Consider the following 26,395-nt stretch of genomic DNA (forward strand, 5'->3'; position numbering starts at 1 on the left):
ATATTTAGTACAATAATGACGAAAATAAAGGAGAAATGATATGCTTAAGACCAAGAAAAGTAAAATGATTTTGTTTGCAGGGATAGGACTTGCCGCTGCTGCCCTGATAGGAGGGGCGTTATTCTTTGGCGGAAAATCTACTGAAACACCAGTAGTCAATGACAGTTTGATGTATACCTCGGTTAAAGAAGGTTCCATTGCTTCATCAACTCTTCTTTCGGGAACTGTTTCTGCTGCAGATGAGCAATATGTCTATTACGATATTTCAAAAGGAAATTTAAATAGCGTATTGGTTGCAGAAGGTGACCAAGTTCAGGTTGGCACACCGCTTGTTCAATACGATACTGGGGAATTACAGTCAGCTTACGATGTTGCTGTTCGAGCTCGTGATAAGGTTGGACGTCAAATTTATGATTTGCGTACCAATGGTCAATCTGTTGATTTAACAGGAGATCCTGCCATCGATGGAAAAGCAACTGCTAGTGCCCAACGTACAGTTGATATGCAATTACAAGATTTGAATGATGCGTACGCAGATGCGCAAGCTGCAGTGGATAAAGCAGCAGCTATCTTGAATGACGCAACTGTTACTAGTACAGTTGCCGGGACAGTAGTAGAAGTTAACAAATCTGTTTCGAAATCAAATACAAGTACCAATCAAACAGTTGTGCATATTGTCAATCAAGGCAGTCTTCAGGTAACAGGGGAACTTTCTGAATATGATTTGGCCAATATTGCGGTGAATCAAGAGGTTAAGATTACTTCAAAAGTATACCCTGACAAAGTATGGACTGGAAAAATTTCCTATATTTCAAATTATCCTGAAAGTGGGCAGGCTTCTGCTATACCAGGTGCGACAGGTGGCAATTCAGGATCCAAATATCCATTTAAAGTAGCGATTACCAGCGAAATAGGAGAATTAAAACAAGGATTTTCTGTTAACATTGAAGTCGTGAACAACAGTAAAAATATTCTTGTTCCCATCGCTGCTGTTATGCCAGAGGGAGACAAAAACTTTGTTTGGACAATTGTAAATGGCAAGGCGAAGAAAGTTGAAGTGACACTTGGTAATTCAGATGCGATGTACCAAGAAGTAACAGGAGGTCTTAAAGTAGACGATCACGTCATCTCCAATCCAAACGATAGCTTAGAAGATGGAAAAGAGGTAGAAGCGCATGAAGAAACAATTGATCAAGCTGACCAACATTAATAAGAGCTATAAAAATGGAGATCAAGAACTGCGTGTGTTAAAAGATATTCATTTGGAAGTAGAAGAAGGTGAATTTCTTGCGATTATGGGGCCGTCTGGCTCTGGGAAGTCGACACTAATGAATATCATCGGTTTGTTGGATCGACCAACAGCTGGTGAGTACATCTTGGAAGATACGGAAGTCAGCCAAATTTCAGAAAACAAATTGGCACATGTCAGGAACAATCAGATTGGCTTTGTCTTCCAGCAGTTCTTCCTTTTGTCCAAATTAAATGCGCTTCAAAATGTTGAATTGCCCTTGATTTATGCAGGAGTTCCTGCTAGTCAACGTAAAATCCTCTCCCAGCAATTTTTAGAGAAAGTGGAATTGGGAGATCGGATGACACATTTGCCCTCTGAGTTATCAGGCGGTCAAAAGCAGCGGGTTGCAATTGCACGTGCCTTGGTTAATAGTCCATCCATCATTTTAGCGGATGAACCAACAGGGGCTCTTGATACCAAGACAGGTGATCAGATTATGGAGCTCTTAACCGAGCTAAATCGTGAAGGCAAGACCATTATCATGGTGACCCACGAGCCAGAAATCGCAGCCTATGCCAAACGTTGCATCGTTCTCCGTGATGGTGTGATTACAGAAGATAGACGCAAGGAGGAGAGCTAAATGGAAAATATTAAATTTGCCCTAAAATCTGTTCTTGCCCATAAGATGCGCTCGCTTCTGACCATGTTAGGAATTATCATCGGGATTGCTTCTGTTGTTGTCATTATGGCCTTAGGAGAAGGGTTCAAAAGAAGTTTGACTGACGCCTTAGCAGGCGATCGGAATAATGTTCAATTATATTTCTCCAATACTACGACAGAATCGCAGCAAAGTGGCTTGTTTACTCAATTTTCTGAAAGACAAACAACCGACGAGCCAGAACCAATCGTGACAGATACTATTTTAAAAGGCTTGCTCGAGGTAGACGGTGTCAGCAATTACTATACAACCAATAACAATAATGGAGAAATCAGCGTTGGTGCAAAAAAGATAGAAAGTGTCTTTATTACAGGGGTTAGTCAATCTTACTTTGATGTTAAGTCTATTTCGCTAATAGCAGGTCGTAAGTTCACTGCAAATGACTATGCTCAATTTGCTCGGATTATCATGCTAGATAAAGAAACTGCTGAAACCTTGTTTGATGATGCGCAATCGGCTTTGAATCAGACAGTTAGTCTAGCGAATAAGGCCTACCTGGTAGTGGGTGTCTATAAGGAAGAGAATAATGGCGGTGGACTTCCTGGTTTTGGAATTGGTGGTGGTGCCTTAATGACCAATACTCAAGTCGCTGCCGAAACGGGTTCCCCTGAGAATGCGCAAATCTATGTCCATGTAGAAGATGTTTCACGCTCTTCTGAAGTAGGAAAAGCAGCGGCGGCCTACCTAACAAGAGCTACTCGTCTAAGGGAAGCTAGCTACGATATTCAAGATTTCTCACAATTTTTAGATACCTTCAATACTCAGATAGCTGGAATAACAGCTTTTATTGGTGCGGTTGCAGGTATTTCCCTTCTTGTCGGTGGGATTGGTGTCATGAATATCATGCTCGTATCTGTGACAGAGAGAACGCGTGAGATTGGGTTGCGGAAAGCCCTTGGCGCAACGCGCAGAAATGTTCTCCTGCAATTCTTGATTGAAGCGATGGTTTTGACCAGTCTGGGCGGTTTGATTGGCCTTGGCATTGCCCAATTGGCGGTTACAACTATCAATGTGACAAAGGCCCTAGGAGGAGAAATTACAGCGGTTATTTCGATTCCAGTGGTGCTCGGAAGTCTCGCTTTCTCAGCAGCAGTCGGTGTTCTCTTTGGTGTTTTACCAGCCAACAAGGCTTCTAAGCTCGACCCAATTGAAGCACTTCGCTATGAGTAATATCGGATTATCACTTCTTGAGGTGGTATCGTGAAAAAATTAGTTTATCTTTGTTTGCTTTTTCTTAGCTGTGTTGAACTGTCAGTCTGCTCCATTAGAAGTGACGAAACGGCTGAAAAAAGGGACGAGAAGTCTTTGCGGACCTGCCTGCTGATGCTAAAGTTTCCCATCATTTTGTGTTGACGACAAGGAGTGGGCACGATGTCGATTTGTATGTCTACGAAAATGACAATCACATTGCCTTGAAAAATCTTCCTTTGATTGGGAATATTCAGCTCCCTCTTTCAGACAAGGAACTATACTGGCTCCGCCATCCAGAAGAATGGGAGTAAGTTAGGATAGTGGTTTCGCTTGAATAGATGTATCAGTAGTCTAGTAAACTGTTGATACCTGAGTTTAGAAAGAGAAAAGTGAGATTTCTTTTTGGAAAGATTCGAGTGTTTATACGAAAACAAAAAGGAGTGTAGTTATTCTTTTTATGTGATATCCCCGAATAAAAACTATATTAGACTACTAGCCCGTTACTAGTAGTCTTTTTGTGTGCTAAAAATTCAGAATAGGGTAAAAAATGAATCGTATTTTGCTGAAAAAGAGTTTTGTTTTAGTGTGAATGAAGGATTTAATTCTATCTATTTATATTTCTTATGAAATGAATGAGGTAGTTAGCTGTGTTTGTTTTTAATAGGTAATTTTTACATCTTTATTATTGTTTATTTGAATAGTTATTGAGATAATATTTTTTTAATAGTAAAGGAGGATGAAAAATGAAATACGGCTATATCCGAGTATCGACCAAGGAGCAAAATGTTGACCGTCAACTAACTGCTATGTATCAGGAAGGGATTGCGACTAAGCAACTCTATATTGATAAGATGTCTGGGAAAGATTTTAATCGTACGGCATACAAACGAATGTTGCGACGATTAAAAAAGGGGGATGAAATCGTTATTAAGTCCATAGATCGTTTAGGGCGCAATTATGATGAAATTCTGGAACAATGGCGTTACTTAGTCAGGGAACGAGAAGTGGATATTCAAGTGCTGGAACTTGATTTACTGAATACAAAATCTCCTTTTGATAATAATATTACGGGGCGATTTATTTCAGATTTGGTCTTGCAAATCTTATCTTATGTAGCACAGGTAGAGCGTGAAAATATGCTACAGCGACAAAGAGAGGGAATTAGAGAGGCAAAGAAAAAAGGAGTCCGATTTGGACGTCCTATTAAAAGAAGACCGGAAAATTTTGAGCAGGTAATGCAACAATTGGAAAAATCAGAAATTACAATTCAAGTAGCCTCTAACAAATTAGGGATATCAAAATCTACTTGTTATCGTTGGTTAAAAGCAAGAAAGGCTGGTATTTCGTAGAGAATACGGTCTAATGCTGGTTTTAAAATCTAAAAATGTAAAAAATGGGCGATTTAATAACAAAATTTTCTATTTTTCTATAAAAAAGTGGTTCAAAAACTAGGATTTTTGAAAAACAATATTGTAAGCAATTCTCCGGAAAAATGAAAAATTGTAGATTTACAAAAAATCGTTAGAAACCCTTGCTAAATCAGAGATTTTCTAATATTAATAGGCTCACCCTCGAATTATACCATATCTATTTCAAAAATCCTAGTTTTTGAAATGTAATTTCTTTTTGATAAATCAGAAATTTAAAAATCATAAAAATGAAGAGATAAGCTATTTTTATTTCCAGAGGTATAATATCAAATCGAGCATTAGTTAGTAATCTAAAAGACAATATTAAACTATTTTACAGCTTATAGGTAAGTGTTAAAATCGAGCCTAAATAGCTTTACTTAAATTTTCGGGAGGAAAATTACATGGTGCATGAAGAGCGATTAAGAAAAACGTTATTTTGGGGATATTCGAGAGCTTCTGTGAATGAACTCATTCAGGAGATGAATCATGAACGAGAGCGTCTGAATGATACACTAAAGCACAAGGAAGAAATCATAGCAGACATGAAAGAACAAGTCACTCGATACCAGAGTAAAGAATTACTTGTTTCTGAAGTCATTATTGAAGCAAAAGATTTAGCGAAAAATATCATTAAAGATGCCCACAAAGAAGCTTCAGATATTCGGAGCTCAACGGAGAAGGAGATAGCAGAACGGCTGTCTGAATTTGAATTATCAATGGCTGAGCTAGAAGCTATCAAGCGAGAAATTGTAACGCAAGAAACTGTCTTGAAGTCAGAGTTAAAAGGAGTTCTACAAAAGCATTTGGAAGTCTTAGATGATGCTGATTTATCGACTTTTGTAGATGTTAGTCAAGAAATTGATATGAGTCTGGATTTAACGCAAAATGTCAAGAAGCACATTCAGGATTCTGAAAAAGTGGTTCAAGAAGACACGAATAAGAAAATCATTGACCTTATCAGTAAAAGTAAGCAACTAATAGCAGAAGTTGATGATATTCCTACTTATAATTTTGAACAATTATTTTAAAAAGATAAGGAGGAGATATGCTAGTGGATTCTATTAACAGGGCATTTAATGCAGTATTACTGGAACAATCGTTTCCTTTGAAGCAAGAAAGAATAGCTAACGGAATCATTTATAAAGGAAAAATGGATTTTGGTAACTGTATAATCCCGTTTGCGATATCTCTGATAATGGAGAACGGATATGGAATTGCTCAATTGGTTTTTCATCCGATTGCTCGCTGTGAGTCAGAGAAAGAGCGTTTGAAATGGCTTCATTTTATCAATGATTGGAATGATGCGTATGGAACAGGCTATTACCTTTGTATAGCAAAGAATCGTGAAGTTTATATGCGGTATGTTCTATCTGTATCTGAGGAAACAGTCAATCAGATTTTTCAGGGGATTCTCTTAGGTAGTAACCTTGCCAAGCAGCTTGTCAAAGAGATTGAATATCAGTTCGGTACAAAATAAATTAGAAATAAAAAACAAAAGGAGCAATATATGAAGCAAAAACGTAAGAAAAAATACGTCCATCAAATGAAAAGGAACAAAGCTTTGAAAACAGTCGTAGCAGCCTCTGCAATCGGTGTGGTTGGAACAGCTGTAATCGACTCTCGCACTGTTGCTGCTGACACAACAGAAACGGTATCTTCTGTTGTAAGAAGCAGTGTAGAAAATCAAGGTGCTGTGGAAGAAGCATCTGCTGTTGCAGAGGAAACACTGCCAGTATCTGACGATGAGACACGTACGGCTGAAGAAATCGTAGCAGATCTTTCAGCTGAAGCACGTCAGGAAGTAGCTAGTCTAAAGGAAATTGAAGAAAAGCATGTAGAAGTAGCTAATGCAGAGGAAATCCAGGCAAGTACAGTGGCTACTCCAGTTGTATCTGAAGCGGTAACGCAACCAGAAACGGAAAATAAAGTAGCTGAGAGAGTTGCTGGGATTACCTATAAGGTGACCTATACCGATGTGGAGACAGATAAGGTTGTCCAATCAGAAAATAAATCACTGGCTGTTCGGACAAGTGACAAACCAGCAACTGTAGAAGTAACAGAGACAGCAGTAGCTCTTAATGGTTACCGCCTTGCAGAAGACCAATCAGAGACGATTTCAGCAGTTGTGACAGAAAATCGTCGCAATATCCTCAACTTCAACGTCTTAGCAGACAAGGAAAGCGTAGTAGCCCCAGCTGAAGGTGCCAGCTTCCGTGCCCATCTGATGACACCAACGAACGATAAGCCTTATATTACCATTGAGCGCTATTGGGGGAATAACCGTTTTGAAAATGTAGATTATGCAGTTACCAAAAATGGAGATACCCTTAATATTTCCTATAAAATGGGGACGACGCGGATTAGTCCAGATGATGTTGAGCTGACAGATGGAGCCAAAAAGCTCGGTTTAACCTATGACAAGGTTTCCAACTACATCACAGGGACCGTCAAGCTAGATGCCTCAGTAGAAATCGGAACCTACGAGATTGGTCTGGTCTCAAAGACAGACCCAGCAGTCAAGGCCAGTGCTGATTTGAAAATCCAGTCCCATAAAGGATTTGTACCGCGGGCAGCTTATGCAGTATTATCGGAAAGTTTTCAAAAAGCTGAAACTAGAAGACAGCCTGTTAAATTTGAAAGGGGACATGATTATTTTGTAAATGAAGTAACTTCTGGTGAGTTTGGCCGTGCTGAATTTTCGGAGACCGAAAATAAGCCGTCTACCAATCTGACTTATGGAAAACTTCTCGTTCCTGTAACTCCTTTTGGTTATTATATTGAAAATGATACCGTAGCGAGTGCAACCCCTAAAACGAAACAGTACGATGCGCTGTTTCAGTTGGAAGCCTTAGATAGTTTGTCAACATTCCCGGAAAATCATTTATCCATCGCCCGTTTTGAGCAAACAGGTGGCTCTGATAAGGTCAAAATAGCCTTCAAAGACCTTTCTAAAACTAATCCTGGGACAAAGTATTCTCCACATTCTGGAATAAAAAACTATACTATAATGGAGAATGGACGTACAGTTACTAAGGAGGAGCGTTACAGTAGCGATGTTGCTACTCCGTACATCGTCCAGTTTACAGAATTGCCAGAGCTAGCGGGGGACTACTTCGTCACCTTTAAGGTCGTGGACAATTTAGGATTAGAAAAGAACTTCCGTTTGGACTTCAAGACTTATGAACGCTCTCAAGATGGAGCCTTAACCAATGCTGATGTTCGATTTGTAGGAACTTCGGAATATCTAGCAGAAGGTGCAACTCGTGTATCAGTACCGACCTCTACAGAGCGTCAAGTTCTAGGAAAAGTGATTAAAAATAAAGAAAATGCCACGATCAAACCTGTTTCCTTCCCAGATGGGACAGAGTTGACAGAAACTGGTGAGGTTGTTAAAAAAGATGGCGCAAAACTTACTCCAGGTATCTACAAGTTCGAGGTCAAGGCTGTGGACGGCCACTTTGGTGATAATGCTCCAACACGGATCTTTGAATTTGAAGTGACCGATGTTATCAATCCAATCGCCCACCAAGTCTGGAAAGAAGGAGAAGTCTTCCCAGCGATTCCAGTTAGTCTAGAAGGCGGAAGTACCATTACCGACATGAAGGTCGAAGCCAGTGACAACTACGCAATAATTAATAAAAATATTGACAAGTCTTCCTTAGAAGGATCAGGGATTCAGACGGTAAAAGAACATCAAACAGCCAAAGTCATTGTGTCTTATCAAAATAGAGACGGTTCAACCTCTGTCACGTCAACAATCTTTACTTATGAGGTACAGCCAAACCCAGATAATGACCTAGACTTGGATGTTACCAATGCTAAGCAGACGGTTAAAGAAGGCGAACACTTCGAAGATATGGTCATTACCCATACGCAAGGAGCAACTCTTACAGTCGATACATCCAAACTTCCAATAGGAGTAAGCTATAATAGTGAGACCAAAACTATCTCAGGTATTGGTCGTTACGAAGGTGTTTACCGTATTCCAGTTACAGTATCCTTGGATAAAAAAACAAAGACCAAATTCGTCGAATTAACGGTTACTCCAGGTCAATTTACAGTTGAACCAATTGAGTTAACAATACCAGTCCTTGAGAAGTTTGAATATAAAATTCCAAGAGCAGAAGATGTTAACCTTGAAGTTAGTCAGGCAAGTGGAATAGGAATAGGGAACTTGCCTAGTGGTTTGACCTTTGATGAAAAGACTGGAGTAATTAGTGGAACCCCCACAGTAGTTGGTGAATTTAGTCTTGGTATCTATGGACCAGAAGAAGAGTGGGAAGATGGTTTGAGATACAGTCGTGACAGAAATGGTGGAAAACAATACGCAACTGGTGACTTCAAAATTACTGTTACGCCAAAAGACTTGGAAATCAGTGGTGAAGATCGGACGGTCATGATTGGCGATGCGATTGATCCAATCATTCTAAGTGTTACTGATGGAGCAAGGATAGATCGTGTAGATAAATTACCTTCTGGTCTCATTTATAACTCTGAAACCAAGACCATTTCAGGGACGCCTACTCAAAAAGGTGAATCTACGGTGACCGTTAGAGCGAGCTATCCAGAAATTAGAGGAAATGAGAAGACTACAACCTTAAAAATTAACGTATTGCCTAGACCAATCGAGGTAACCGCAGAAGATCGGACTGTCCAAATCTTGGATGAAATGACACCAATTGTCTTTAAAGTGAGTGATAAAGCTGAGGTTTCATTTGATGAATCGACTTTACCAGAGGGCTTGACCTATGATAGAACGACTCGGACTATTTCAGGTAGACCAACTCGTAAAGGAGATTTCGAACTTTCAGTGACAGCCGCGTATCCTTTCGATCGGAGTGATTCGCGGACAACGACCAAATTTAAAATCACAGTAACTCCAAAACCGTTAGACATTTCAGCTGAAGATCGGACAGTTCAGGTACTGGATATGATGACTCCGATTAAGATTACAGTTTCAGAAGGTGCAAAAATCCGAGGCGATGTTATTAGCTATCTTCTTCCAGAAGGCTTAGTTTATGACCCAGATACTCAAACAATATCAGGAACTCCAACAATTGTTACTTCTGAAGATGGCAACACAATTACTGTTTCTGCTTATTATCCTGGAGCGGAAAGTGACACTGAAGTGACGAAGAAAATTGTGATTAAGGTAACACCACTACCTGTTACTGTAGAGGCTAATCCGAAGACTCAAACTGTTGACCTTGGTACAGCTATGCAAGATATCGTAGTGACTTCAAGCGAACATTCAAAAGTCTCTCTCTGGACACCGTATAGTGTCGTTCCAGAGGAAAATATCGATGCAGCAGTCTTTAGCGAGTACGGACTTCATTATGATCCAAAAACGAAGACCCTTTCAGGAACCCCAAGCAAGATTGGGAACTTTAATCTTGTCTTTCAGGCAAGCAATCCGTTTGAACTCGGTAGTGCTGAAGCTAAGACAACAGTTAGCCTAAGCGTTGTAGAAGATTCGCTTGACTTGACTTTGAGTCATCCAATCCAAACAGTATTGAAGGGCTCAAGCATTCGTAATGCAGTTATTAAGCATACTGAAGGAGCGACTCTAAAAGTTGATACGAGCATGCTTCCAGAGGGAGTAACTTATAACGAAGCAACCAAAACTTTCTCAGGAAAACCAGGTGTTAGCGGAACCTTTGAAATCCCAGTAACTTTGACCAATGCTCGAGGTACGAAAACTAAGTCGACTCTCTTTGACTTGACAGTCCTTGAATTACCAGAATATAAGAATGCAACTCAATCTTCAGATCCAAGCATAAATAAGGTTATCGAAGGTGATACAACGATTAGCGGTAGTGGTCAAGCAGGTGCAATAATTGAAGTTCGCTTGCCAAATGGTGAAATCAAAGAAGTTACAGTAGCACCTAACGGTATATGGATGCTTGAAAATCTACCAGCCTTTGAAAAAGGTCAATCTGTAACAGTTAAGCAAACGGAAAGTGGAAAAACAGCAAGTGATGCAATCAATACTACTGCTGTTCCAGTTATTACACAAGGCGACAATGGCAAAGATGGTACTCCAGGACGTGATGGTGTAGACGGTAAAGACGGTCAGTCTCCAACTATTACTACAAAACGTGGCGACAAAGACGGTAAACAAGGTACAATCGTTACAATTACAAATGCCACTGGAGATTCAGTTGAAACCTTCATTCCAGATGGCGAAAAAGGCGATAAGGGAGACCAAGGCGAAGCGGGTGCGGCAGGTGCAGCAGGACGCGATGGTAAAGACGGTACCCCAGGACGCGATGGTGTAGACGGTAAAGACGGTCAGTCCCCAACTATTACTACAAAACGTGGCGACAAAGACGGTAAACAAGGAACAATCGTTACAATTACAAATGCCACTGGAGATTCAGTTGAAACCTTTATTCCAGATGGCGACAAAGGCGATAAGGGAGACCAAGGTGCAGCAGGACGCGACGGTCAAGACGGTACTCCAGGACGTGATGGTGTAGACGGCAAAGACGGTGCCCCAGGACGCGATGGTGTAGATGGTAAAGATGGTCAGTCTCCAACTATTACTACAAAACGTGGCGACAAAGACGGTAAACAAGGAACAATCGTTACAATTACAAATGCCACTGGAGATTCAGTTGAAACCTTCATTCCAGATGGCGACAAAGGCGATAAGGGAGACCAAGGTGCAGCAGGTGCAGCAGGACGTGACGGTCAAGATGGTGCTCCAGGACGCGATGGCGTAGATGGTAAAGATGGTAAAACACCAACTGTTGAAACAGTCCCAGGTCAAGATAGTAGTCATCACGAAGGTTACTGGATTATCATTAAAGATGGAGATGGTAAAGATGTAACTCGTACCTTTGTGAAAAATGGTCAAGACGGTAAAGACGGTACCCCAGGACGCGATGGTGTAGATGGTAAAGATGGTAAAACACCAACCTTTGAAGTAATTCCAGGTAAGGATAGTGGTGATAACGAAGGTTACTGGATTATCATTAAAGATGGAGATGGTAACGAAGTCACTCATACCTTTGTGAAAAATGGCCAAGACGGTCAAGATGGCCAAGATGGTCGAGATGGCCAAGATGGTCAAGACGGCCAAGATGGTCGAGATGGCCAAGACGGTAAAGACGGTCGAGACGGCCAAGATGGTCGAGACGGCCAAGATGGTCGAGACGGTCGCGATGGTAAAGATGGCCAAGACGGTCGAGATGGCAAGGATGGCCAAGACGGTAAAGACGGCAAAGATGGTCAAGACGGTCGCGATGGTAAAGATGGCCAAGACGGTCGAGATGGCAAGGATGGTCAAGATGGCCAAGACGGTCAAGATGGTCGAGACGGTCAAGATGGTCGAGATGGCCAAGACGGTAAAGACGGCCAAGACGGTCGCGATGGTAAAGATGGTAAAGACGGAGACTGCGGATGCGATGATCCTAAGAAACCAGAAGGCGATCAACCGAAAGGTGATGAACCAAAAGGTGATGAACCAAAAGGCGATCAACCGAAAGGTAATGAGCCACAAGGTGGCCAGCCAGGTAGTGGTAAACCGGAACAACCAGGTGGAGGTCAACCAGTTCAACCAGGTAGTGGTAAACCGGAACAGCCAGGTGGAGGTCAACCAGGCCAGCCAGGTAGTGGTAAACCGGAACAACCAAGTGGAGGTCAACCAGTTCAGCCAGGCAACGATCAACCACTGGAACCAAGTCAACCTGAACCTTCAACCAGCGAAACCCCTCAACCAAATGCACCAGTATCGTCAAGTGCACATTCATCTAAGGAAAATACGCTTCCACAAACAGGAACCAGTTCAAGTCCATTCTTAGCAGGAGCAGCTCTGACAGCACTTGTCATGGCAGGCGCCCTAACTCGCAAAAAACAAGAAGATGAATAACATATAATCATTCGTTTGTGATAAATAGTCAACTCCTTATATTAAGATGCAAACGAAGGTAGGTGTTCTTGGAGAACAAACGAAAGAAACATCAGGATGTAAATGGAATAATCTACAGAAATATGCTATTCGAAAATTAGTGGTTGAAACCGTATCCGTTGGAACTAATATTTTCAAATGCTCTGATTTTCGATATTCAGTATAATGATTATTTCATTTTACCTGAAGTTTAATCTTTTTTACTGATAATTCTTTAAAGCAGGGAAGGGAGATGAGGCTTCAACTTAGCTATGAATAGTGATAGAGAGATAAAATAGTTTTTTAAGATGATAAATTGAAAGGAAGAAATACATGTTTTTTAAGAAAAAGGAACGTTTTTCGATTCGTAAATTTACGATTGGAGCTTGTTCAGTGCTCGTTGGTACGGCATTTGTTGCAAGCATTGATAACGTTCAAGCTGAACAAATTGAGTCAGCGAATGCTACAGAGGTAGTATCAGATATTACTCCGAAGACGGAAACCATAGAAAATAAAGCTGTTGTAGGAGCAACGGATGCCGTAGAAAATAAACTTACGTCAGAAGCCACAGAAACTCCTGTTGGCACAAAACTTGACAGTGAGAAAGCAGTTTTAGAAAGTCAACCAGATGCGGAATCGACTAAAGTTGAAGAAAAGGCACCTGCTGAAAAAGTAGAAGATTCTAAAGCGTCTGCTAAAGAAGAAGAGGATGTAACTGTTAAGGAAACTGGTGAGTTTACCATCGCTCCTAAGCGAGATATTGTTGCAGTTTATAAAGTAAACTATGTTGATGAAGCAACTTCTGAAGTGGTATACGAAAGCAATCGTTCTGTAGTAGAAAAGACCAGTCTTCCAAAATCAGAAAGAGCTACAGTTAACCTTGCTGTCGAAAGTGAAATTGGACAGAATCCAGCTTTAGCAGGTTGGAAATTAGCCCGTAATCAAGCTTCTGTTGTGGAATTGGCTGTTGTTGAACGTGGTGGACGTAGAAACACAGCGATCTTTAGAGTAGTTAAGGATCAAACTTCAGGAAGTGATAATTCCTATACAGGCTTCCGGACAACAGAAGATGCTGGTTCTACTTCTTCGCTATTACCAAATAAAGATGCTATTCAGGCTGATAATGCATCTAAAATCCAAGATGATTATAGCGTTACTAATCCAAATACAGAGGCAGATACCTCTAAGAAAGCTCCTAAATTCGTTGATCCGAAACCAGGAAGATTTACTTATGCAGTTATTGGTTATGGTAATAATAAAGATTTCAAGTATATTCTTTCTGTTGATAGCGAAGCACCAGCAGATGGAGGTATCAAAGCTCCTCGTGTCTACGTGACTCCAATCGATGCTAGCGGAAAACCATTAGCGGATTCTTATGTAGCAGAACTTAGCAATCCAGGAGATGCGATTCCATTTACAAATATTGACCCTGCAAATCCAACCATTACAGTTTCTGACAATGGACAGGTTGTCATTAAACCGCATCGTAATGGTGTAATCAATGCGAATAAAATAGGTACGGAAGAAAATCTAGTATCGCCACCAGCGGCTTCGATTAACTATCTGGATGAAGTCGTTCTCCCATCGCCAAGTTACGATGAACAGATTACTAAGTATGTAGAATACAAGACTAATAAACCATTGCTTGATGATTATAAACAAGCGGGCTGGACTGGTTATGCTTATACCACAGAGCCATTTGACATTCCTGGTTATAAATTAGTATCGATAAATACCAATCAAGATGGTACAGTTTCAGCAACTCCAAACATTGGGAAAGGTGATATAACTTACACAAGACTAGTTGCACCACTTGGAAGAGGCTCTATGACCATCTATCGGAAAATGGAGTTTGATACCAACGATGGACATGGAACGATGACCATCTATGTGAGTCCAAAAAATGCCAATAAACCTGATGAAGCTGCAACACTTCCAAGTGCAGAAGAATTCTTCAAAAATATAGAGAACTATACGACTTATGAGCGTAAAGTGTATATGCCAGAAACGGACATTACGACTAAAACGGTATATTCAGAAGGGGTACGGCAAGAAGCTGAACGTAGATATCAAGCAGATTCGAGCAAGACTATCCAAGAGTATAAGGATGAAATCATTGCGGCTGAACGTGGAACCATCTATGAAACTGATAAAGATGCTTTCTATCGTGCCTCTTTCGCAGAAAAAACGGTTTCTCAGTTTAGGGCAGAAGGGAGAACAGGCTACCTTGAATACGGTGTTGTAAATAGCCGTCCGTTAGAGTTGCCTATCGATTCAGTATCACGTGCTGCTTTCTATGAACCAGTCTTGAATAGCCGTGCTGGTGTAACAGGAATTGCTACGATTCGTGGTGGTTGGAGACCATCAGACAGCGTTATCTACGAATATGCTAAAATTGAAAAAGTTGAAGCAGAGTACTTCGTAGAAGGTACAGATACTCACTTGTATCCTGACCCAGCAGATTACGACAAAGAAAATCCTGAGAAAAAAGAAGTTGCTAAAGACATCGACGGTAAACCTTATGCAGATACGGATGTTCCACCAACTTTGACAGACAAAGATGGTATTGTTTATGAACTAGTCGTTAATGAAGACAGCAAGCCAGTCTTAAAATCCGGTTCAGCACCACAAGAAGGTGAAATTGCCTATGGTGGCGGACAAGTCATCCAGTATCAATATGCTGCTAAAAAAGGTGGCGAAGTAGCTGCTCAGTATTATGTAGAAGGCACAACAACTCGTCTGTACCCAGAAGACAATACAGATAAGAGCGATACGGTTGTCAAAGCGCAAGACACACCTGTTGGAACGAAGTATGAAGATACTCCACCACCAACCTTGAAGGATAAGGACGGTGTTGTTTATGAATTGGTGACAAATCCTGACGGAACACCAAAAATCAAAGCAGGTTCAGCTGCAACGACAGGTACGGTTACAGAAGAGAAACAAACCATCCAGTACGAATATGCTCCAAAGGTGGGTAGTCAAGTTACGGTTGAGTACGTTGATACAGAAGGTAAACCAATCAAAGAGCCAGCTGAAGTAAAACCAAAAGATACGCCAGTTGGGACAGAGTACGATTCAAATCCTCAAAGAGAAAATACCATCAAAGATCCTGAAACTGGTAAGACTTATAAACTAGTGACGAAAGAAGGCAATTATCCAGTCGGTGATGTTGCGAATGATGGCCACCTAGTAACCTCAAAACTTGGTACAGAAGGTGTTGATGACCCAACTGGTCAAGTAGGGGAAACACCAAAAGTGATTACCTATGTCTATGAAGAAGTCAAGGGTGATGTCGTTGTCCTTTACCGTGTAAACGATGGAAAAGGGACTCCAATCACAGGTATTGGAAGCAATGGCGTGACGATTGGAAATGTCTCAACAGCAGATACTCAAGACAAGCAAGATGATGCGGATCGTACAGAGTGGGTAGGTGCTGTAATTGATACACCTGCATCTTCAACAGGTTCAGACTATACAACTACCGATAATCGTCCAGAAACCATCACAACAGCAGACGGCAAAGTCTACAAACGTGTCGAAAAAGTTGCTGGAAAAGAAGACGGAGACGTTGTAGAAGGAACCACACGGATTGTCTACTACTATGAACTTGTCAAAGGTGATGTTATCGTTCACTACGTTGATAAGAATGGCAATCCAATTACAGGTTTAGGCAACAACGGCGTAACCATCGGAAGTGTTCCAACATCATCTACGGAAGATAAGGAAGACGATAAGAAAGGTCCAGAACTTCCAGGTACTGTAATCGATACTGCATCAACCGATACAGGTTCAAGCTATTCAACGACAGATAACCGTCCAGAAACCATCACGACACCAGAAGGTAAGAAGTATAGACTTGTACCGAACTTGACGAAAGGTCAAGAAGAAGGAACGGTCACACCTGGAACGACAGAAGTTACTTATGTCTATGAAGAAGTCACAGGTGATGTCGTCCTCCACTACGTAGATACAGAAGGTAATGTCCTTCAGCCAAACCATCACAATACCGATGATAAACCGCTTAGTGAGACCTATACTGTTACAAAGGATGAGAAACCAGAAAAACTCACTCGTATTGAAACAGGCGAAGATGGCCAGCCAAAAGAAGTGACCTACATTCTCAAAGAACAATCCACAAGCGCCACAGTCGGTAAGAATGAAGTTGTTAAAGACACTAGCGATACCAATACCGTTGTGACAGATGAAACTGGTCCAGTCAAAGAAGGTACACAAAACATTATCTACGTCTATGAAAAAGCAGGTTCAGTTAATGTCAACTATGTAGACGAAAATGGAAATCCAATCACCTTTGTTGAAAATGGTAAAGAAGTACCTGGACGTAAACCAGTTTTAGAAAATGAAAAAGCTGGTACAGCGTATGATACCACAGGTACAGATAACCGACCAAAAACAATTAAAACTCCAGATGGCAAGACCTATGAGCTTGTTCCAGCAGGTAACTATGGAGCTGGTGTGGTAGATAATCAAGGTCACTTGACAACAACTGACGCAACAGATGGTAGCGTTGAAGCTGGTAAGGTTAAAGAAGTAACCTATGTCTATAAAGAAGTCAAGGGTGATGTCGTTGTCCTTTACCGTGAAAATGGTACAGGAAACCCAATTACCGGTGTCGGAAGCAATGGCGTGACGATTGGAAATGTCTCAACAGCAGATACCCAAGACAAGGAAGATGATACTGCTCGTCCGGAATGGGAAGGTGCTGTAATTGATACGCCTGCATCTTCAACAGGTTCAGACTATACAACGACTGATAATCGTCCAGAAACCATCACAACAGCAGACGGCAAAGTCTACAAACGTGTTGAAAAAGTTGCTGGAAAAGAAGACGGAGACGTTGTAGAAGGAACAACACGTATTGTTTACTACTACGAACTTCAAAAAGGTAATGTCGATGTAACATATGTAGATACGGATGGAAATCCAATTGCACCAGCTAAAGAAGTTGCAAAAGATGCCGATACAGGAACAGATTACGATACGAAAACAGATGAATTAAAACCACCAACCATTACGACTGCTGACGGTAAGACTTACGAGCTTGTACCGGCAGGCGAATACGGAGTAGGTGACGTTGATAAGGATGGCCACTTGGTAACTTCTGCACCAGTCGACGGTAAAGTAAAAGAGGAAGACCAAACGATTACTTATGTCTACAAAGAAGTCAAAGGTGATGTCATCGTTCATTATGTGGACAAAGACGGCAATCCAATTTCTAAAGATGTGACAGATACTCCAGAAACATCAACCGGTAAAGACTACGATACGAAAGACAACCGTCCGGAAGAAATCAAAACTCCAGATGGTAAGACTTACAAACGTGTACCAGATTTGACGAAAGGCAAAGAGGAAGGTAAAGTCACACCAGGTACAACCGAAGTGACATATGTCTATGAAGAGGTCAAAGGTGACGTTATTGTCCACTATGTTGACGAAGCTGGCAACCCAATCGCTAAAGATGAGACAGATACACCGTTAACATCAACTGGTACAGTGTATGAAACCTTCGATCACAAACCAACAACGATCACAACAGCTGACGGTAAGACTTATGAGCTTGTACCAAGTAAGACTATCGGAGCTGAAAAAGGTAAGGTCGTTGAGGGTACAACAGAAATTACCTATGTCTATAAAGAAGTCAAGGGTGATGTCATCGTCCACTATGTAGATAAAGATGGGAACCCAATTGCTAAGGACAAGGTTGATGAGAAAGACACTCCAACTGGTGAAGGTTACGATACGAAAGACAACCGTCCAGAGGAAATTAAGACTCCAGATGGTAAGACTTACAAACGTGTACCAGATTTGACGAAAGGTGAAGAAGAAGGTAAGGTAACACCAGGAACGACTGAAGTGACCTATGTTTACGAAGAGGTCAAAGGTGATGTTGTTGTCCACTATGTAGACGAAGCTGGTAACCCAATCGCTAAAGATGAGACAGATACACCGTTAACATCAACTGGTACAGTGTATGAAACCTTCGATCATAAACCAATCACCATCACAACAGCTGACGGTAAGACTTATGAGCTTGTACCAAGTAAGACTATCGGAGCTGAAAAAGGTAAGGTCGTTGAGGGTACAACAGAAATTACCTATGTCTATAAAGAAGTTCCACCAACAGATAACCCAGAAAGATATGTACCTTATATTCCAAAAGATCCTAAGAATCCAGTAGATCCAAATGATCCTCATGATCCAACGATTCCAGAGACAGGTGGAAAAATTCCAGAAGTACCGTACGATAAGACACCAGAAGATCCGAGTGATGATCCAAGATTGCCAGAAGTTCCAGACTACATACCAGTAGATCCAAGCGATCCAACGAAACCATTACCAAAAGATCCAAATGGCGGCTATATTCCACCAACTCCAGTAGATCCGAAAAAACCAACCCCAGTGCCATATCTTCCAGCAGGTACAGTAATTGTTCACTATGTGAATGAAGAAGGTAAAGTGATTCAAAATCCAACAATTGATACACCAAAATCACTAGTTGGAACGGATTACAATACCAATGAAAATGGTAGAGAAATTCCGAAAGAAATTACCGGTAAAGATGGTCTAGTCTATGAACTGGTGAAAGTGAAAGAAGGCGATAAGGAAATTGGTAAGGTTGTCAAAGGAAACACAGACGTTACCTATATCTACAAATTGAAAGAAGGCGACCTTGAAGTTAACTATGTGGATGAAGCTGGAAATCCAGTAGCACCACAAGAAAACAGCAAGGGTAAACCAAACGATCCATATACGACAACTCCAAAAGAGATTGAAGGCTATGAATGGGTACGTGTAGAAGGTGATGATCCAAGTGGTAGCTACATCAATGGTAAGAAGAAAGTTACCTATGTCTACAAGAAGAAGGAAACACCGACACCAGGTAAGCCAACGCCTCCACCAGTTGTGGAAGAAGGTGTGAAATCAGTTGTGGAAGAAGGCGACCTTGAAGTTAACTATGTGGATGAAGACGGAAATCCAGTAGCACCACAAGAAAACAGCAAGGGTAAACCAAACGATCCATATACGACAACTCCAAAAGAGATTGAAGGTTATGAATTGGTACGTGTAGAAGGTGATGATCCAAGTGGTAGCTACATTAATGGCAAGAAGAAAGTTACCTATGTCTACAAGAAGAAGGTAACACCGACACCAGGTAAACCGATTGAGCCAGGTAAGCCAGCGACTCCACCAATGGAAACTCAAACCCCAGAACAACCTTCTAAAGAAATATACATGAAATCAGATGCCCAAACATTGCCAAATACGGGGGATGCTAATGGAAATCCTGAGTTCATCTATATGGCGACAGCACTTGGATTAGCAGCCTTAGGTATGGTTGGTAAAAAAAGGAAAGAAGAAGAATAGCGAAACATGAAAGAGCAAGAATCTAGTTTGTGGTATCAAAGTAGGACCTTCATTTGTAAAAGATGCGGTCGAAAGGTGACTACAATCCAAGGAAAGTTGGATCGTAGGTCTACATTTTGTAGTGCTCTTTGCAGTAGACGTTATTGGCGACATCCTGAAAGACGACGTAAAGAAGGTAACGATTGTTCGTGATAGGACTACTTCATTTTCCACTTGACAGCTGTTTTAAAACGAGCTATACTATTCATATAAAAGAAATAGAATATGAACAAGCAGCAACGTTTCGTTGCGTAGCCGGGTCTATAAGGGTTTAGACAGCAGAAACTTGTTTGGTGATTAGCTGAGCATATCTGTGAGACAGTACAAACTGTCCATAGGTATGCTCTTTTTTCGGTTTTTCGTGCAAAAAAGGAGGAGTATCAATGAAAGCTATCGTAAAAACCAAAAGAGGATTGTTCTTTTTATTAGGCAGTATATGCTTGGGAATGGGCCTATTATTAGAAGGTGGTGAAAAAGGCTGGAGCATTGCTTTTCTCTGCCTAGCGATTGGATTTCTTGGTGGACCGATTGGAAAAGATGTCATCAAAGAAATGCTCGATACCAGAGATTTTCAGGTGGATTTATTGATGATTGTATCTGCACTAGGAGCGGTTTCCATTGCTTATTTTAGTGAAGCAGCAATCTTACTGTTTATCTTTGCAGGATCAGAAGTTTTAGAAGAGTATGTTTTTCAAAAATCAATGAAGACTATGGAAACCTTGATGATACAGGTACCTAAACAAGCTAGTGTCTTGACAAGCGATGGTCAGATTGTCTTACGAGCAATTGAGGACATTAGAGTAGGAGACAGCATTGTCGTAACCAAAGGAGAACAAATTGCCTTGGATGGACTTGCCCAAGAACGGATGTCAGTAGATGAAAGCCTTTTAACTGGAGAAAGTCTTCCTGTAACAAAAGAAAAAGGGGAAGTAGTTTTTGCAGGTACACTTAATATAGGAGATACCAGCACCTATCAAGTCGTTAAAGAAAGCAATGAGAGTCGTTATTCTCAAATTGTTTCTCTGATTCAAGCGGCCAGTACAAGTAAGAGCAAACGAGATCAATTGCTTCATCGCTTACAAAAGTACTATGTAATTGCTGCCTTGCTCGGTGTGGTTCTCTTTATTGCTAGTCTTTACTTCATCAAGGGGATGAGCTTTGTAGCTGCTTTTTATAGGGGAATGATTTTGTTGACGGTGGCAAGTCCTTGTGCCTTGATTGCTTCTATTACACCTGCCATGTTGAGTGCCATGAGTTTTGGAGCAAGAAATGGTATCTTAATCAAAACAGGTCAAGCACTAGAAAATATGATGAAGATGACCGTATTGTGTACGGATAAAACTGGTACGCTAACCAAAGGAGAATTTCGTGTCCAAAACTATCAGCTAGATCAGCCAGAACTGCTCCCTTTTCTCTTATACATGGAAAGTCGTTCGTCTCATCCACTTGCTCAATCCATCGTCCGTCAGTTTAGTGAAATCCCCTTACCATCTTCAGTAGTATCAAGCTCTGTTAGAGAAATCGTAGGCTATGGCATTGAGATGGGAGATTTGGTAATAGGGAATCAAAAACTCGTACAGACATATCAAGATCCAAAGCACTATTTGACAAAAGAAAGCTACGGAACGCTCTTATTCGTAGCTAAGGTAAATCAGATTGTTGGCTATTTTGAATTGGTAGACACAGTACGATCAGAGGCCAGTACTGCAATTACTGCCTTGCAACAACAAGGAGTAGAAGTTGCTATGTTGACAGGAGATCGGCTAGAGACGGCTCAATTTGTAGCAGACACTCTTCATATTCAACGTTACCAAGCACATTGTCTGCCAGAAGATAAGGTGGCTTACTTGCAAGAATACAGAAAGCAAGATAAGGTAGTTGGTATGATTGGAGATGGGATCAATGATGCTCCTATTTTGGCCCATGCAGATATTGGAATTGCAATGGGAAGTGGTACGGATCTTGCGATGGACATGAGTGATGTAATTATCACGCAAAATAATCTCGAAAAAGTTGCCTTATTGTATCAGCTAAGCCGAAAATACGGTCGGATTACCCGTTGGAATATCTGCTTTTCTCTTAGTGTGATTCTGATACTGGTTGTCCTGAATTTTATGGGCATTCTTGATTTAACACAGGGTGTTTTCTTCCATGAAATGTCGACAATTCTAGTGATTTTAAATGGCTTACGCTTGCTTCATTCTAGTAAATAAAAAAATGGGAAAATAGAGAGAAAGAATAGATCTGTATGAAGATTCTGAATTAACAAAACCTTTGATGGCTGAAAAATGTCCTTTTGTTTTAGGGAGAGAATTTGGTATAATAGGAACTGTTGAATAAAAAGGAGATATTTATGATAAAAAAAGGCTCTTTAACAGGTTTGCTGTTATTTGGTATATTTTTTGGGGCAGGAAATTTAATCTTTCCTCCGACACTTGGTGCCTTGTCTGGGGAACAATTTTGGTCGGCCATTAGTGGATTTGTCTTGTCTGGAGTTGGAATCGCTGTTCTCACTCTTATTATTGGAACCTTGAATCCTAAAGGCTATGTTTATGAGATTTCGCGCAAGATTTCACCACGTTTTGCAACGATTTATCTGGTTGCCCTCTACCTGGCAATTGGTCCGTTCTTTGCCATTCCTCGGACAGCAACAACAGCCTATGAGGTCGGCATTGCACCGCTCTTGACTGGAAACACGCAATGGGGACTCTTAGCTTTTACTCTCTGCTATTTTGCGATAGCCTATCTCATTGCACTCAATCCTTCGAAAATCTTAGATTTAGTTGGAAGAGTATTAACACCGTTCTTTGCCCTCTTAATCGTTGTTTTAGTGGCTCTAGGAGCTGCAAAGTATGGGAGTGCAAGTCCGATGGCTGCTTCAGGAACCTATGTCACCTCAGCCTTTGGGACAGGATTTTTAGAGGGCTATAATACATTAGATGCCCTTGCTTCTGTTGCCTTTAGTGTGATTGCAGTTGAAACGATGAATCAGCTTGGTTTTGCTTCTAAGAGAGAATACGTTTCAACCATTTGGGTAGTAGGAGTTGTTGTTGCTCTTGGTTTTAGTGCCCTTTACGTAGGACTTGGCTTCTTAGGCAATCATTTTCCAATTCCGGCAGAAGTCATGACCTCAGATGTCCATAAAGGTGTCTATGTCCTTTCGCAAGCAACTCAGGCCATTTTTGGTCCTAGCGCACAGATTTTCCTAGCCATTATGGTGACCATGACCTGCTTTACGACAACGGTGGGCTTGATTGTATCGACAGCAGAATTTTTTGTCAAAACCTTCCCACAATTAGGCTATAAAGTTTATGCGACCTTGTTCACCTTAATTGGTTTTGGGATTGCCAACATTGGTTTGTCAGCAATTATTGCCTATTCTATTCCGGTTTTACAAATCCTTTATCCAATTACCATTGCAATTGTGCTCTTGGTGATTGTCAATCGCCTGCTCCCCTTATCTAAAATCGGTATGCAGCTGACTATTGCCTTAGTAACGATTGTAGCTTTTGCAACCATTATCGGTAATCAATTTAACTTAGAAGGATTAAATAAACTCATCAAGGCTTTGCCTTTTGCGGGTGCTTCACTTCCCTGGCTTATCCCAGCTCTGATTGGTTTAGTAATCGCTTTTATCCTGCCAGACAAGCAAGTAGCAGAAAGTTTTGAAATGGAATAACGATGTCATCTATCACGAAAGTGGTAGATTTTTTTGGTTTACCTTATCAAATTCAAGTTTTTCCACATGAAATTCTCTAGTTTTTGGAATCAAAGAGGACTATACTAGAGATACAAAAGGATAAGGAGTAACGAAATGACCTCAGTTGTATTTTTAGTATCAGTGTTTTTAGCAGGAATCTTGTCTTTCTTCTCGCCGTGCATTCTCCCATTATTACCAGTATATGTCGGTGTCTTGTTAGATTCAGATGAGCCACGAACCGTTCGCTTTTTAGGAGTGGAAATTGCCTGGTACGGGATTGTAAAAACCCTCTTTTTCATCGCAGGACTATCCATGGTCTTTATCACGCTAGGATATGGGGCAGGCTTTCTAGGAAATCTTCTTTATACAGATTGGTTCCGCTATGTTCTGGGAGGAATCGTGGTTATTCTAGGAATTCACCAGACAGGGATCATCAATATTTCCCAATTACAAAAGCAAAAGAGTGTCCAATTTAAGCAGGATAAAAAACGCAATGATTTCTACAATGCCTTCTTACTTGGTCTGACATTTAGCTTTGGTTGGACACCATGTGTTGGACCGGTACTCAGCTCAGTGCTTGCGATTGCGGCGTCAGGTGGAAATGGTGCCTGGCAGGGTGCAATCCTCATGTTACTCTACACATTAGGGCTTGCCTTGCCGTTCTTATTAGTGGCACTTGCTTCCTCATTTGTTCTACGCTATTTCAGTAAACTCAAACCTTATATGGGAACCTTGAAGAAAATTGGTGGAATTATCATTATTCTAATGGGAATTCTACTCATGTTAGGCAATTTAAATATCTTTGCTCAATTATTTGGATAAATCGAAAACAGACGAAAAGGAGAAATCAAATGAAAACCAAAACCTTATTGCTTGCTAGTCTCTTATCAGTTGGACTATTAACAGCCTGCTCTACTCAAAAGGCAGATGATATGAAAAAATCAGATGAGAGTGCAATGATGAAAAAAGATGAGAAAATGTCTGACGAAAAGAAAGACATGAAAGACGAAAAGATGTCTGATAAAGATGATATGAAAAAAGACGAAATGAAAGAAGGAGAAAGTAAGATGATGAACGATGGAAAACCAGCCCCTGATTTTAGTCTAGAAGGTGTAGACGGCAAGACCTATAACCTATCTGATTTTAAAGGGAAAAAAGTCTATCTAAAATTCTGGGCATCATGGTGTTCCATTTGTCTATCAACTTTACGGGATACAGATGACCTTGCAAGTCAAGTAGAAAACAAGGATTATGTCATTTTAACCGTCGTTTCTCCAGATCACATGGGTGAAAAGTCTGCAGAAGATTTCAAAAAATGGTATGATGGACTTGACTATACACACACTCCAGTTCTTCTTGATTCAAGTGGTAAATTATTGCAGGAATACGGTGTTCGTGCCTATCCAACCTCTGCCTTTATCGGTAGCGATGGTGTCTTAGTAGAAGTTCATCCAGGATTTATGGATAAAGCTGGTATCGAAGACAAGCTAAAAGAGATTAAATAGGAGGGCGATATGATCGATAAATCTAAAGTTTTCCTCATTATTGGAGGCGTATTAGTCCTTATAGCTGCTTTCTTATTCGGGAGTCGTTTACTGAACTCATCCACAGCATCAACAGCGACTTCTCAAATAAAGGATACAGTGATGAATCAATCAAATGATGTGACAAGAAAGGAAAAGAAAGAGTCTATGAAAGAAGATATCAGAGAAATTTATTTAGCAGGTGGTTGTTTCTGGGGCGTAGAAGAATACTTCTCACGCGTTGCAGGAGTAGCAGATGCCGTATCTGGTTATGCCAATGGAAAAGGAAGTACAACTAAGTATGAATTGATTAGTCAGACAGGCCATGCGGAGACAGTAAAAGTAACCTATGATAAAAATCAAATTTCCTTACGTGAAATCTTGCTCCATTATTTCCGCATTATCGACCCGACTAGTGTCAATAAACAAGGAAATGACCGTGGAACACAGTATCGGACAGGTGTCTATTATACAGATAAAGAGGATTCAAAGGTTATTGAAGAAGTCTTTGACGAACAAGCAAAGAAATTTGACCTCCCCCTTGCTGTTGAAAAAGGTGCCTTGGAAAACTTCGTAGAAGCAGAAGAATACCACCAAGACTACCTGAAGAAAAATCCGAATGGCTACTGCCATATCAACGTCAACCAAGCGAGCTATCCTGTCATTGACGAAAGTTTGTACCACAAACCAAGCGATGAGGAAATTAAGAAAATGTTGACGGCAGAAGAGTACGCTGTGACTCAAAAAAATGACACAGAACGTGCCTTTTCAAACCGCTACTGGGATAAGTTTGATGAAGGGATTTATGTTGATATTGTGACGGGTGAGCCACTATTTTCTTCCAAAGATAAGTTTGATTCCGGTTGTGGCTGGCCAAGTTTTTCAAAACCAATCAGCCCAGATGTAGCAACTTACAAGGACGATCATAGCTTCAATATGGTACGGACAGAAGTTAGAAGCCGTGTTGGCGATTCTCATTTAGGACATGTCTTTACAGACGGTCCAAAAGACAAGGGTGGTTTGCGTTACTGCATCAACAGTCTTTCTATTACCTTCATTCCAAAAGCAGAAATGGAAAGTAAAGGCTACGGCTACCTCTTAGATTATGTGTAGTAGACCCATTTGAAACTGAAACATCGTCTTTCCTAACTCCAATTATACTTGCGATTTTAGCAATCTAATGATCAGTTTCATTTGATGATACGAACGATAAGGCGGGGAAACTCGCCTTATTTATGGTTTATTCGTTTGGTTTTATAGGAAATAGAACGTGACAGACGGTGTATGAAAGAGTCATTATTTCT

General features: G+C 40.8%; 14 protein-coding genes and 1 riboswitch. All 14 genes read left to right on the forward strand.

The genetic code is table 11. The features are described 5' to 3' along the window. Window positions 1-40 precede the first annotated feature (40 nt). Complete coding sequence (locus J5M87_RS03770; protein ID WP_154609039.1) at window positions 41-1,210, forward strand: efflux RND transporter periplasmic adaptor subunit; 1,170 nt, start codon at window positions 41-43, stop codon at window positions 1,208-1,210. Continuing rightward, on the forward strand, window positions 1,176-1,871 hold the full coding sequence (locus J5M87_RS03775) for an ABC transporter ATP-binding protein (RefSeq protein WP_154609038.1): 696 nt from the start codon (window positions 1,176-1,178) through the stop codon (window positions 1,869-1,871). Before J5M87_RS03770 ends, J5M87_RS03775 begins: the two co-directional genes overlap by 35 nt. Next, window positions 1,872-3,119 carry an ABC transporter permease gene (locus J5M87_RS03780; RefSeq protein ID WP_154609037.1) on the forward strand — a complete coding sequence of 416 codons (1,248 nt, stop codon included), beginning with the start codon at window positions 1,872-1,874 and terminating at the stop codon, window positions 3,117-3,119. A gap of 179 nt (window positions 3,120-3,298) precedes the next feature. Beyond that, entirely contained in the window at window positions 3,299-3,451 is a 153-nt protein-coding gene (locus tag J5M87_RS03785) for a hypothetical protein (RefSeq protein WP_181352641.1), read from the forward strand. 432 nt (window positions 3,452-3,883) lie between these two features. Beyond that, entirely contained in the window at window positions 3,884-4,489 is a 606-nt protein-coding gene (locus J5M87_RS03790; RefSeq protein WP_154609036.1) for a recombinase family protein, read from the forward strand. Between the two features lie 464 nt (window positions 4,490-4,953). Then, window positions 4,954-5,580, forward strand: coding sequence for a DivIVA domain-containing protein (locus tag J5M87_RS03795; RefSeq protein WP_154609035.1), 627 nt, complete (start codon window positions 4,954-4,956; stop codon window positions 5,578-5,580). Window positions 5,581-5,597: 17 nt separating this feature from the next. Continuing rightward, entirely contained in the window at window positions 5,598-6,029 is a 432-nt protein-coding gene (locus J5M87_RS03800; RefSeq protein ID WP_154609034.1) for a hypothetical protein, read from the forward strand. Window positions 6,030-6,059: 30 nt separating this feature from the next. Continuing rightward, on the forward strand, window positions 6,060-12,425 hold the full coding sequence (locus tag J5M87_RS03805; protein WP_154632449.1) for a putative Ig domain-containing protein: 6,366 nt from the start codon (window positions 6,060-6,062) through the stop codon (window positions 12,423-12,425). A 351-nt stretch (window positions 12,426-12,776) separates the two neighbouring features. Beyond that, window positions 12,777-19,829 (forward strand): MucBP domain-containing protein, encoded by a 7,053-nt coding sequence (locus tag J5M87_RS03810; RefSeq protein WP_154608970.1) that lies wholly within the window; start codon window positions 12,777-12,779, stop codon window positions 19,827-19,829. Between the two features lie 254 nt (window positions 19,830-20,083). After that, window positions 20,084-20,192: riboswitch (NiCo riboswitch) on the forward strand. Between the two features lie 59 nt (window positions 20,193-20,251). Next, a complete protein-coding gene (locus tag J5M87_RS03815; protein WP_154608969.1) occupies window positions 20,252-22,081 on the forward strand; it encodes a heavy metal translocating P-type ATPase in 1,830 nt (609 codons plus the stop codon). A gap of 140 nt (window positions 22,082-22,221) precedes the next feature. Next, on the forward strand, window positions 22,222-23,547 hold the full coding sequence (gene brnQ, locus J5M87_RS03820) for a branched-chain amino acid transport system II carrier protein (RefSeq protein WP_154608968.1): 1,326 nt from the start codon (window positions 22,222-22,224) through the stop codon (window positions 23,545-23,547). A gap of 135 nt (window positions 23,548-23,682) precedes the next feature. Beyond that, complete coding sequence (gene ccdA2, locus J5M87_RS03825; RefSeq protein WP_154608967.1) at window positions 23,683-24,390, forward strand: thiol-disulfide oxidoreductase-associated membrane protein CcdA2; 708 nt, start codon at window positions 23,683-23,685, stop codon at window positions 24,388-24,390. 29 nt (window positions 24,391-24,419) lie between these two features. After that, complete coding sequence (locus tag J5M87_RS03830) at window positions 24,420-25,073, forward strand: redoxin family protein (protein ID WP_154608966.1); 654 nt, start codon at window positions 24,420-24,422, stop codon at window positions 25,071-25,073. Between the two features lie 9 nt (window positions 25,074-25,082). Beyond that, on the forward strand, window positions 25,083-26,204 hold the full coding sequence (gene msrB, locus J5M87_RS03835; RefSeq protein ID WP_154608965.1) for a peptide-methionine (R)-S-oxide reductase MsrB: 1,122 nt from the start codon (window positions 25,083-25,085) through the stop codon (window positions 26,202-26,204). Window positions 26,205-26,395: the final 191 nt, after the last annotated feature.

The sequence above is a fragment of the Streptococcus sp. zg-86 genome (assembly GCF_017639855.1).
In the GTDB taxonomy this organism is placed as follows: Bacteria; Bacillota; Bacilli; order Lactobacillales; family Streptococcaceae; genus Streptococcus; species Streptococcus zhangguiae.